This window comes from Sulfitobacter sp. HI0129, from assembly GCF_001635395.1.
Classification (GTDB): Bacteria; Pseudomonadota; Alphaproteobacteria; order Rhodobacterales; family Rhodobacteraceae; genus Sulfitobacter.
Genome location: NZ_LWGH01000055.1, coordinates 1 through 344 on the forward strand (window position 1 = coordinate 1; position 344 = coordinate 344).

Here is a 344-nt window from a genome sequence, read left to right on the forward strand (position 1 = left end):
GCTTGATATACTGCATAGTGTCGTAGATCGACAGACCGGAGGTCACGACACCGCCGGGGCTGTTGATATACATGGAGATTTCCTTTGACGGGTTCTCCGCCTCAAGGTGCAGCAACTGCGCCACGATGAGTGATGACATGCCGTCGTGGACCGGACCGTTCAGGAAGATGATCCGTTCCTTCAGGAGGCGCGAAAAGATGTCATAGGCACGTTCCCCGCGACTGGTCTGTTCGACCACCATGGGGACGAGCGTGTTCATGTAGGTGTCGATGGGATCGTTCATATTGGCCTGCCTGTAGTTCGTTCGCAGGACCATACCCGCAAATCTCTTGGGCTAGAGATTA

General features: G+C 54.7%; 1 protein-coding gene. It reads right to left on the reverse strand.

The features are described 5' to 3' along the window. The coding region (locus A3764_RS00535; protein ID WP_201722376.1) for an ATP-dependent Clp protease proteolytic subunit at positions 1-283 on the reverse strand (283 nt) is incomplete at its 3' end. Positions 284-344 lie beyond the last annotated feature (61 nt).